10 protein-coding genes are annotated in these 10,257 nt (G+C 73.2%); 4 read left to right on the top strand and 6 right to left on the bottom strand.

What is annotated here, in order from left to right:
- Window positions 1-16: 16 nt before the first annotated feature.
- The 3 genes from AMK13_RS16695 (at window position 17) to AMK13_RS16685 (ending at window position 2,202) form a co-directional block, all read left to right on the top strand.
- On the top strand, window positions 17-514 hold the full coding sequence (locus tag AMK13_RS16695) for a beta-class carbonic anhydrase (RefSeq protein ID WP_074002869.1): 498 nt from the start codon (window positions 17-19) through the stop codon (window positions 512-514).
- 109 nt (window positions 515-623) lie between these two features.
- Window positions 624-1,217, top strand: coding sequence for an RNA 2',3'-cyclic phosphodiesterase (gene thpR / locus AMK13_RS16690; RefSeq protein ID WP_074002868.1), 594 nt, complete (start codon window positions 624-626; stop codon window positions 1,215-1,217).
- A 262-nt stretch (window positions 1,218-1,479) separates the two neighbouring features.
- Window positions 1,480-2,202, top strand: coding sequence for an LURP-one-related/scramblase family protein (locus tag AMK13_RS16685; protein WP_079272189.1), 723 nt, complete (start codon window positions 1,480-1,482; stop codon window positions 2,200-2,202).
- 150 nt (window positions 2,203-2,352) lie between these two features.
- Here the strand turns inward: AMK13_RS16685 and AMK13_RS16680 are convergent, their stop codons facing one another.
- The 4 genes from AMK13_RS16680 to AMK13_RS16665 all read right to left on the bottom strand — a co-directional run bounded on the left by AMK13_RS16680 (window position 2,353) and on the right by AMK13_RS16665 (window position 6,442).
- On the bottom strand, window positions 2,353-2,676 hold the full coding sequence (locus tag AMK13_RS16680; RefSeq protein ID WP_074002867.1) for a hypothetical protein: 324 nt from the start codon (window positions 2,674-2,676) through the stop codon (window positions 2,353-2,355).
- A gap of 143 nt (window positions 2,677-2,819) precedes the next feature.
- Window positions 2,820-4,151, bottom strand: coding sequence for a M64 family metallopeptidase (locus AMK13_RS16675; protein WP_241852909.1), 1,332 nt, complete (start codon window positions 4,149-4,151; stop codon window positions 2,820-2,822).
- Window positions 4,152-4,431: 280 nt separating this feature from the next.
- Complete coding sequence (locus AMK13_RS16670; RefSeq protein ID WP_241852908.1) at window positions 4,432-5,685, bottom strand: MFS transporter; 1,254 nt, start codon at window positions 5,683-5,685, stop codon at window positions 4,432-4,434.
- 43 nt (window positions 5,686-5,728) lie between these two features.
- Window positions 5,729-6,442, bottom strand: a complete 714-nt coding sequence (locus AMK13_RS16665) for a class II aldolase/adducin family protein (RefSeq protein ID WP_074002866.1) — start codon at window positions 6,440-6,442, stop codon at window positions 5,729-5,731.
- Between the two features lie 205 nt (window positions 6,443-6,647).
- Between AMK13_RS16665 and AMK13_RS16660 the strand changes: the two genes are divergently transcribed.
- Window positions 6,648-7,565 carry a LysR family transcriptional regulator gene (locus tag AMK13_RS16660; protein WP_074002865.1) on the top strand — a complete coding sequence of 306 codons (918 nt, stop codon included), beginning with the start codon at window positions 6,648-6,650 and terminating at the stop codon, window positions 7,563-7,565.
- A gap of 213 nt (window positions 7,566-7,778) precedes the next feature.
- Here AMK13_RS16660 and AMK13_RS16655 read toward each other — a convergent pair whose 3' ends face one another.
- Together AMK13_RS16655 and AMK13_RS16650 are read right to left on the bottom strand one after the other, a co-directional pair.
- The gene (locus AMK13_RS16655) at window positions 7,779-8,261 is read right to left on the bottom strand and encodes a hypothetical protein (protein ID WP_380719956.1); all 483 of its coding nucleotides are present in this window, start codon (window positions 8,259-8,261) and stop codon (window positions 7,779-7,781) included.
- Between the two features lie 316 nt (window positions 8,262-8,577).
- Window positions 8,578-9,909: a serine hydrolase domain-containing protein gene (locus tag AMK13_RS16650; RefSeq protein ID WP_079272187.1), complete on the bottom strand. Its 1,332-nt coding sequence runs from the start codon at window positions 9,907-9,909 to the stop codon at window positions 8,578-8,580.
- Window positions 9,910-10,257: the final 348 nt, after the last annotated feature.

The raw sequence follows: 10,257 nt of genomic DNA, 5'->3' as shown, positions 1-10,257 counted from the left end.
AGGACAGCCGTCCACCATGACCGACACCGCCACCGACCACTACCTGCGCAACAACGCCGACTACGCCGCGGCCTTCGACGGGCCGCTCCCGCTCCCGCCGGCCCGTCGCACGGCCGTCCTGGCCTGCATGGACGCCCGGCTCAACGTGTACGGCGCGCTCGGCCTCGCCGAAGGCGACTCGCACGTGATCCGCAACGCCGGCGGGGTGGCCACCGACGACGCCATCCGCTCGCTGGCGATCAGCCAGCGGCTGCTCGGGACCCGGGAGATCATCCTCATCCACCACACCGACTGCGGCATGCTCACCTTCGGCGACGACGCCTTCCGCGAGTCGATCCGGGAGGAGACCGGCGTCAAGCCCCCGTGGGCCGCCGAGGCCTTCGCCGACCTGGAGACGGACGTGCGCCAGTCGGCCGCCCGGATCCGCACCAGTCCCTTCGTCCCGCACACGGACGCCGTGCGCGGCTTCGTCCTCGACGTCGCGACCGGCCTCCTCAAGGAGGTCGTGCTCTGACCTGACGGCGTCCCGGTGCGGCGGTCGGACGGGGCCGCCGCACCGGGGCCCGGCCGGCCCGTACGGGAGAGTCGAGGGCGGCGCCGGCCGTCGACTACCCTCCCCCCTCGTGGACGATCACCCCGATTCCCGGACCCTGCGCGTCTTCGTGGCGCTCGCCCCGCCCGACGACGCCAAGGACGAACTGGCCAGGGCCCTGCGACCCGCCTATGCCGGCTACCCGCGGCTGCGGTGGAACCGGATCGAGGACTGGCACATCACCCTGGCCTTCCTCGGCGAACAGTCGTCCGCGGCGGTGCCGCTGCTGCGGTCGGCGCTGGCCGCCGCGGCCCCGTCGCGCCCCGCCCTGCGGCTGGGCCTGCGCGGCGGCGGCTACTTCGACCAGCGGCTGCTGTGGACCGGCGTCGACGGTGACCTGGAGGGACTGCACCGGCTCGCCGCCGACGTCCGGGACCTCGCCAGGTCCTGCGGGATCGACTTCAGGGAGCGGCCGCTGAACCCCCATCTCACCCTGGCCCGCTCCCGCCGCGACGACTCCGTCAGCGTGCCGCTGGCGGCGGCCGGGCTCACGGGGTTCGTGGGCCGGCCGTGGCGGACCGAACGCCTCCACCTCGTCGGCAGCAACATCGGTCGCGGCCCCGGGCCGATCCACTACCGCGACATCGAGGCGTGGCGGCTCGGCATCGCCGCGGCCCCGGCCTGAGGCGCCCGGGGGGCCGGGTGCCCGTACCGGTCGACGGGTACGTGCCTACGGGTACAGCTCCGTTCGATGTCGCACGGTTTTCCGCCGTCCGTGATCGATCGACGGATGTGACATCGGCCACACGCGTGCCGGCCGTCGGTCGGCCCTCGTTCGCAACACGCCGATCCGCAGGTCGAATTCGCGACTCGGAGTCCCCGGCGCGCCGGGTGGGCGTCCGAAACGATCTCGCTGCTGACGGTGGATTGGCCCTAGCCTGCCGGGCATGTCCCAGAACACGAACATCCCCGGTTTCCCCGGGGGGCCGACCGCTGCGGTCGGCGACTCCGCCAAGGTGCAGCGCCAGGTACGGCAGCAGGCGGGCGTCGGACCGGTCTACGGTGGCGGCGGCACCCTCTTCTCCGAGCCCGTCCTGGTGGTGAACCAGAAGGCCAAGCTGATCGAGCTGACCAACGAGTACTCGGTCTTCGACCAGCAGGGCGCCACGCTGGGCTCGGTGGTCCAGGTCGGCCAGAGCGGCCTGCGCAAGGTGGTACGGCTGCTCTTCTCCATCGACCAGTACCTGACCCACAAGCTGGAGATCCGCGACGCGCAGGGCACCCCGGTGCTGCTGCTGACCCGTCCGGCGAAGTTCATCAAGTCGCGGGTGATCGTGCAGCGTCCGGACGGCCAGGAGGTCGGCCAGATCGTTCAGCAGAACGCCATCGGGAAGATCAACTTCTCGCTGGAGGTCGGCGGTCAGAAGGTCGGCGCGATCAAGGCCGAGAACTGGCGGGCCTGGAACTTCTCCATCGTCGACGGCACGGACACCGAGATCGCCCGGATCACCAAGACCTGGGAGGGTCTGGCGAAGACGATGTTCACCACGGCCGACAACTACGTTCTCCAGATCCACCGTCCGCTCCCCGACCCGCTGCTCAGCCTGGTCGTGGCGACCGCGCTGACCGTGGACACCGCGCTGAAGCAGGACGCCCGCGGCCTCGGATAGCCGCGAACCGGGGAAACCGGGGACTGACGGGCAGGCCGCCCGAGCGTTGCGGGCGGCCTGCCCGTCCCCGGGTTCCGGGTGGTCCCCGGTGCGTGCACTCCGGGCGGGAGGCACCCGTAGGCGATGCCCGGGGGCGGGCCGCCCCCCGACTCAGACGAAGGCGATGACGAGCAGGACGGCCGCCAGCAGGAGAACGACCGTCAGCGCCGGGGCGCCGGTACGCCCGCCGGCCTCGGAGGTGACGGCGATCAGCGAGACGGCGGGGACCGCCAGCGAGAGGAAGACCGCCAGCCACCTGACGGTACCGATGGGAACCCCGGCGACCATGGCCCCCCAGACGGTCGTGAACATCACCGCGAGCCAGCCCGTCGCGGTCAGCGCCGCCCAGGTCGCACGCGCGGTCCACCGCTCGACCGGGTCGGCCGAGCGGAAGTTGGTACGGGTCATCGTGAAGATCCGGGTCAAGTTCGCCACCTGAGCATCCTTTCGAACAACGCGGCCGGGCACCAGCGACGGAAGCACACGGCGACCCGGCGTCCGGGGGTGCGGGTGACGTCGCGTCGGGCCAGGTCGGCGTGGACCCTCGCCGGCGCGGCCGTGGGGGTCCACGCCCGTGGTCAGCGGGTGACGCTCCAGACCAGGCTGCGGGTCAGCGCCGGGGTCAGGGCCGGGTCGATGACGGCCGAGGTGGGGTCGTTCGCCACGGCCTTGAGCTCGTGGGCCGCGGGCTTGGAGCCGGTGGGGCCGAGGTCGGAGACGGCGATCGACTTGTGGTCGCGCAGGGCCGTCACCTCCTTGCCGTCGAGGTACCAGCGCAGCTTGGTGCCGGAGACCGGGAGGTCGACGGTGAGGTGGTCGGTCGCGGTCAGGCGGGTGGTGACCGGCGTGCTGCTGGAGAGGGTGGAGGCGTGCCGGTAGAAGCCGGCGATCATCGCCTCGCGGCCGGGGAGGTTGAACTCCCGCCCGAGGGAGCGCATCACGGAGTTGTCGGTCGGCCGGTTGAGGCCGGTCGGGTAGTTGCTGCCACCCTGGTACGCGCCGACGGTGCCGCCGTCGGGCGAGGTCTTCCCGAGCCAGCGGTACCACTTGGCCTTGTCCTGGCGCATCCGGTCGGCGCTCAGGGTGGTGATGTTGGGCTGCGGGGGCTCCGCGCCCTGGTAGGGCCCCGCCCCGTCGGCCCAGTACTCGTCCGCGAGCTTGCCCAGCGAGTGGCCGGTCTCGTGCACCGCTATCTGGCCGGACGCGCTGTTGCCGCCCGCGACGGTGGCGATGCCCTCGTACCCGAGCGGCGACTGGGTGCTGCCGTAGCCGGCGCCGCCGTACTTGGCGGTGTTGGCGACGACGATCACGAGGTCGGCCTGCGGGGCCTTGGCGGCGTAGGTGTCGACGGCCTTGATGTCCACGCACAGCAGCCGCTCGATGGAGTTGCACCAGAAGCGCGAGCCGAGGGCGGTCTTGCGGACGGTGTCCTGCTTCGGGTCGCCGGAGACGCCCGACTGGGCGGAGACCGCGCCCACGGCCCACACGTTGAACAGCTTGCGGTAGGTGGCGTAGGGCTCGACGGCGCTGATGTCCTTCCACTTCGCCGCGGCGTCCTTGCGGAACTTGTCCTGCTCCGAGGCCGTGTAGCCGTCGCCGATCATGACCACGTCCAGCTTGCTGTCCGTGCTCCCGTTGTTGACGATCTTCGTCACGGTGCCGTCCGCCGCGGCGCCGGCCGCGTTCATGACCGGCGCGCCGACGAAGGGGGAGGCGGCAGGGACCTTGGTCCGGCTGATGGCACCGTCCTCGGCGAAGACCTCCACGTCCTGGACCCCCGGGGAGACGGTGACGGAGGCCGGGTCGACCGGGTCGGACGGAGCGGCGACCGCCGGGCCGACGCCGACGGCGAGAGCCGCTAGTGTCATGGCGCCGGCCAGGGTGACCGAGGTGAACCTGCTGGTGCGCAAGAGGGTTTCTCCGAAATCTATGGGCGGCGAAAAGTGGTGGAGCGCGGGGGAGCGCGGCCCCGTGGCGTGCTGCCGCCGCACTCCGCCAACACGGCTGCACGGAGCCGGAACTGACGAGGTGACACTGTCGGGTGGTCACCTCATCGGTGGATACGGCCCGCTGCCCACGAACGGTTCACACGGGCTGTCGCCGTCTCGCCGGTGAGCGAGCTCCTGGCGGCTTCGGGATCATCTCGTCGTCTGCCGGCGCGTTCCGGGGGCCGGCCCGTTCTCCGGGGAGTCACCGGCGGGCGGGTGCCCGCTGAGTCAGGAGGACGGCGGCGGCCAGGGCGGCGACCGCGGCGGCGAAGACGGTGGTGGCGGTGCGCAGTCCGACGGCGCCGATCAGCGCGCCGACGCCTACCGCCGGGAGGGCCAGCATGGTGTACAGGGCGGCGAAGAAGGCCGAGACGGTACGGCTGCGGGTCCCGGGCGGGGTGCGCGCGCCGATGAGCGCGATCCCGTGGCCGACCGCGACGCCGGTCGCCAGGCCGACCGTCAGCGCCGCGCCGAGCAGCGGCAGGAGGGAGGAGGCCGCCACGGCGGCGGCGATCAGCCCGGCCGCGACGATCAGCCCGGCGCACGCCGCGGGCAGGGCGGCGCGCCCCAGTCGTGCGGCCAGGAGCTGGCCCGTGCCGGTGCAGGCGAAAGCGAGGGAGACGGTTGCCGCGGTGGCCAGGAGGTCGTGGAGGTGCGCGACTTCGGCCAGGAACAGCCCGGTCACCGCGGTGAGCACGCCGAGGACGGCGAATCCCGCGCCCGCGGCGAGCGCGGCGTGCCGGAACTCCCTGCGGATGGCGGTCGGCACACGGGGCGTGCGGGCGACCGAACCGGTTCCCCGCTCCCTCGGCGTCACGGTCTCCGGGGCCACGGCGAGTGCGGCCAGGGCTGCCGTCAGCAGGGCTGCGGCGGCGACCCAGACGGCTCGCAGCGGCCAGCCGGTGGTGTCGGCGAGCAGGGCCGCGAGCAGCGGGCCGCAGGCCAGGCCGCCCATGTTCGCGGCGAGGGCCAGCCGCCCGGCACGGAACCGGCCGTCGGCGGGCGCCAGTTCGGCCAGGTGGGCGGTGGCGGTCCCGGTGATGAGCGCGGCGGCCAGCCCGGACAGCACCCGTCCGACCAGGAGGGCGGCCAGGTTCTCGGCGAGCAGGAACACGACGGCGGCCGCCAGGGCGGTGAGCAGCGCCGCGGCGGCGACCGGACGGCGGCCGTACCGGTCGGAGAGCCCGCCGAGCGCCAGTAGTCCCGCGACCACGGCCAGCGCGTAGACCGCGAAGGCCACGGTCACGGCCAGCGGTGAGAAACCGAAGGCGCGCTCGTACAGCGGGTAGAGCGGGGTGGGCACCGTCGTCCCGGCCGTGACGGCCCAGAAGGCGCCGGCGACCGCCCAGGTGCCGATCCGCCGTCTGCTGCCCGGGGCGCCCGCCCCGGGAGTGGCGGCGGGCGCGGCGGCGGGCGCGGTCGGCGGGGCGGGTATCGGGGAGGCGTGGGGGTCCACGTGCGGGGTTCCTTCCGCGTGGGCGTTCCGGGAACGGGAAGGGTCAGTGGGCCTGGAGGAGTGCGGCTCGGCGCAGCCAGTACCGCCAGCCGGCGTCGATCTGGCTGTCGGGCCAGGCCACCGCGTCCTTCTCCAGGCATTCCTGATGGCCGGTCCAGTGCCGGAGCTCGCCCGCGGCGCGGGCGGTGAGCTGGGTCCGGCAGGCCCGTTCGAGCAGGATCGCGTACATGACCGCGTGGGGGGTGTCCCGACCGACCGCCGCCAGGCCGTGTCCGGGCATCAGGCAGGCGCGGGCGCCGCCGAGGTCGGCCGCGAGCGCGCGGCCCAGCCCGGGGGTGCGGACGAGGTTGTCGGTGGCGGTGTACCGGGGCAGGCCGTGTTCGGCGAAGACGACGGCGTCGTGGCTGAGCGCACGGAGCGGTTCACCGAGCGCGCTGAAGGCGTTGACCGTCGGGGAGTGGGTGTGGACGCTGGCGCGCACGTCGGGACGGGCCCGCATGAGTTCGGTGTGGAGGTGGTGTTCGAGGTGGACGCGTCCGGTTCCCGCCAACCGCTCGCCGGTCCACGAGACGAGCAGGACGCGCTCGGGGGTGATCTCCTCCAGGCCCCAGCCGGCCGACTTCATCCACACGCCGCGGCCGTCCGGGTCGCGGACCGCCAGGTGTCCCCACACCATGTCACCGTGCCCGGCGGCGGCCAGCGCCCGGCTGCCCAGTGCGACCAGCTCGACCGGGTTGTCCATCGTGTCGTCCGTCATGGGTGGTGCTCCTTGATGTCGTGTCCGGGATGTCGTGTCCGGGCCCGTTCTCGGGCTGCTGTGGCCGCCGTCTCCCCTCGTACGCGGGGGGTTTCGGACCGTGCGTCCGGGGCGTCCGGGGCTGCATCCTGCGGCGGTGCTCACGACCCTAGGAGCGGTCGCGGATTGCGACCAGTGAAAAGAATGCAAGTGCTATTTTCACTTGGTGAAAGTCACGTCCCTCGACCTCAACCTCCTCGTCATCCTCGACGCCGTACTGGAGGAGGGCAGCGTCACCGCGGCGGCCCGCCGGCTGGACCTGTCGGCACCGGCCGTCAGCAGGGCCCTGGGCCGGCTGCGGACCGCCTTCGGCGATCCCCTGCTGGTGCGCTCCAGCCGCGGACTGAAGCCGACCGCGCACGCGCTGGCGCTGCGTCCGCGGGTACGAGCCCTGGTCGAGGACGCCCGGAACCTGCTGGGGCCCGCGGAGGAGGACGCGCCGGCCGCCTGGTGCCGCAGCTTCACCGTTCTGGCGCCCGAGGACCTGATCGGGTGCTTCGGTACGGACCTGCTGGCCCTCGTGCGCGCCGAAGCCCCCGGCGTCCAGCTGCGCTTCCTCGGCGAAGGGCGGGCGGCCGACGAAGGCGCGGCGGTGCGCGAGGGCATCGCGGATGTCGCGATCGCGGTCAACGCCTCCAAGGAGGCCGACCTCCGCTCGGAAGGGCTGGTCCGCGAGCCGCTGCTCGGCGTGGTCCGCGCCGGTCACCCGCTGAGCAGCGGCGAGGTCACGGCGGCCCGCTTCGCGGCGTGGGAGCACGTCGTGGTCTCCCGTCACGGCCGCCTGCGCACCGCGGTCGACAGGCTGCTGGAGGCCGAGGGCGTGCGGCGTACCGTCGCGGCCTCCGTGCCCGGCTTCACCACGGCGCTGCGCCTGGTAGCCGCCGGCGACCTGGTCGGGATCGTGCCGGCAGCCCTGGCCGGCCGTCTGGCCGACCCGCTCGAACTGGTCACCTTCCCGGTGCCGTTGGACGCGAAGCCGCTGCGCGTCAGCATGCTGTGGCACCCTCGCCACGACGACGACCCGGCCCACCGCTGGCTGCGTGCCCGCGTCCGCGAAGCGGCTGGCCGGCGGACTGCCCCGTGACGCGCGCCGCCCCGCCCGTCCGCACGGGGCGCGGACGGGCGGGGCGGTCAAGTGCCATGGCACGGACAGGCCCTGGACCTGCGGCAGGCTGCCGGCGACGGTGAGGCCGAGGGCGCGTTCCTCGGCATGGTCCGGCGCCGTGACGGGCCCTCGGTCCCCGTCACGGCGCTGCTTCCTGATCCGGAAAGATCCCGGGGAAGGCCCGGGGCGGCGTCAGTAGATGAGGACGTCCCAGTGGCTGCCCTCGTTGCAGTACAGGTTGCCCGACGCGGCCTGCCACTGCGGGTAGCCGTCGCCCCGGAGGCCGATGTAGGTGAAGCTGTTCTGGACGTAGCTGTCGATGCAGGAGCTGCGGGCGATGTCGACCTTGTAGCCGTTGTAGTGGCTGTAGGTGCCGGAGGCGTGGCCGACCTCGGTGCCGCCCGTGATGTTGATGGCGCAGCCGCTGGCCTGCTTGAGGGTGATGACGGCGCTGACGGTGCCCGAGTTGATCTGGTCGAACGAGGTGCAGGTGGAGTTGGACCTGGTGGTGCAGCCCCCGCTGGAACTCCACGTGATGCCGGCGCCGCTGAACTGGCCGGCGGCCGCGGACTGCGACAGCTTGGTGCCGCTGGCGCTGGCCGTGGGCGCCGAGAGGGCGAGGCCGGCCAGGGCCAGGGCGACGACGGTGGCTGCGGTGCGTGGCTTCATCTGCATCTCCCGGTGAGGATGGTGTGCATCCGACTCGACCCCCGCCCTCCTGCCGCGCCTCGCTGGGAGGGCGGGAGGTCCGGCGCCGGGCCGACGGAAACGGCCCGGACGTAGGGGTCGTACGCAGTGCTGTGACGCGACAGTGCTCCGGCACGAGGGCCGACCGATCCCTCCGGCGCCACCGCCTGCCGCTCCCGGGTTACGGGGGCGACGGGCTTCGGGCGCCGGCATCGGACCAGGATGCCCCATCGTTGTCTATGCGAGTAGACCCCGGGCTGTGAATTTCGCGTGACCGGGAGCGGCCTTCAGTGCGTCGAAACGCTCAGGCGAGCGGTCCGGCGAGCGGTCCGGCGGAGTACGGTGTCGCGGCGGCTTCGGACGGGACCGCCGACGGCGAGGAGGCCGACGGGCGGCTGCCGCAAGTGCCCGCGGAGTACAGGGCGTTGGAGGTCCTCAGCATCGCGGCATGGTCCGACAGGTCGTACCGGTTGATCGAGGTGGCGAACTGCCGCTTGCCGGTGACCTCGCCGACCAGCAGGGTGTTGTAGCCGGGGATGCCGCCGTCGTGTCCCCAGAACTCGCCGCAGGGCGTGGACAGCCGCTGGAGCCCGAGGCCGTAGCCGGCGGCCGCGTTCGGGCCGCTGGTGTCCTTCATCGCGGTGAGTTCGGCCGGGCCGAGCAGCTGCCCGCCGAGCAGGGCGGCGATGAAGCGGGTGAGGTCCGCGGTGGTGGAGATGCCCGCCCCGGCGGCGGACGCCATCGACGGGTTGAGCAGCGTCACGTCGGCGGGGCCGGTGGGGAGCTTGTAGTAGCCGTGCGCGTGGGAGCCGGGGATGAAGGGCGAGTAGAGGGGCATCGAGGTGCCCGTCAGGCCCAGCGGCCGGATGATGCGGCGGTCCACCTCCTGCGCCCAACTGCGCCCGGTGAGGCGCTCGATGATCATGCTGATGAGCACGTAGTCGGTGTTGGAGTAGTGCCAGCCCTGACCGGGGGCGAAGTACGGCGGGTACGTGTTGGCGATGTCCACGAGCTGCTGCGGCCGGTAGGACGTCCAGCGCCCACCCGCCAGCCACTGCCGCAGCGTCTCCTCGTTGCTCGCGTCGAACGCCGGGTCCTCGGTGAAGTCGTGGATGCCGCTGGTGTGGTTGAGCAGTTGGCGCACGGTGATGCCGGTGCCGTTCGGCACCACGCCCGGCAGGCGGCTCTCGACGGAGTCGTCGAGGCCGATCCGGTGTTCCGCGACCAGTTGGAGGACCACCGTCGCGACGAAGGTCTTGGTGACGCTGCCGATCCGGAACCGGCCGTCCGGATCGGCGGGCGCACCGGTGGCCAGGTCGGCCACGCCGGCCGCACCCTTCCAGACCGTGGAGCCGTTCTCCCGGACGCGGGCCAGCGTCGCCGCCGCCCCGCCTTCCCGCACCATGGCCCGGACCACCGCGTCCAGGGCCGCCCCGTCCGCCGTCCGCTCACCGCCCGCCGCCGCCACCCGGTGGGGCGCCGCCGGGGCGCCCGCCGCGCCGGCGGCCGGGGCCAAGGCCGCCAGCAGGCCCGCACCGGCGAGTGCGACGACCGCCGACCGCCCGACCGGGCGCCGCCACTGCCTCCCCTTCGAGCCGAGTCTCCCGCGCCTCGGATCCGCCGTCCCGTCCGCCATGCCGTCCTCCCGAAGTCGACCGACCGGATGCGATCAACACCCGTCACAACAAAGACAATTGACAGAGTGTCAGTCGGCAGCGTTACGAGGCGTCCACCTCAGGTCCGGAGCATCTCCGCCCCGGGACCCATCTTCCCGCCCGGAGGACTCCGCCTCAGGTCGAAGGCCGCCCCCGACGGATCCCTGAGGCCTCGGTGGATCGAGTGGCCGGCAGCCGGGATAGGGGCTGGCGCACGCCGTCCACCTCGCCCTGGTGGTTCACCCTCACGGGTGAACTACGGGCCCATCCGGCCCTGTGACCAAGCCGGGGCCGGGGAGGCGCCGAAGGCCGGGAGGAAGCGGTCCGGC

This window comes from Streptomyces sp. CB02056, from assembly GCF_001905545.1.
Classification (GTDB): domain Bacteria; phylum Actinomycetota; class Actinomycetes; order Streptomycetales; family Streptomycetaceae; genus Kitasatospora.
The sequence above is the reverse complement of the archived record's forward strand: the minus strand, read 5'-3'. Positions and strand labels throughout refer to the sequence as shown.

Coding starts and splice junctions, on each gene's coding strand:
- AMK13_RS16665 (WP_074002866.1), bottom strand. CDS start 6,442: ATGACGGACGACACGATGGACAACCCGGTCGAGCTGGTCGCACTGGGC.
- AMK13_RS16650 (WP_079272187.1), bottom strand. CDS start 9,909: ATGGCGGACGGGACGGCGGATCCGAGGCGCGGGAGACTCGGCTCGAAG.
- AMK13_RS16695 (WP_074002869.1), top strand. CDS start 17: ATGACCGACACCGCCACCGACCACTACCTGCGCAACAACGCCGACTAC.
- AMK13_RS16655 (WP_380719956.1), bottom strand. CDS start 8,261: ATGCAGATGAAGCCACGCACCGCAGCCACCGTCGTCGCCCTGGCCCTG.
- AMK13_RS16685 (WP_079272189.1), top strand. CDS start 1,480: ATGTCCCAGAACACGAACATCCCCGGTTTCCCCGGGGGGCCGACCGCT.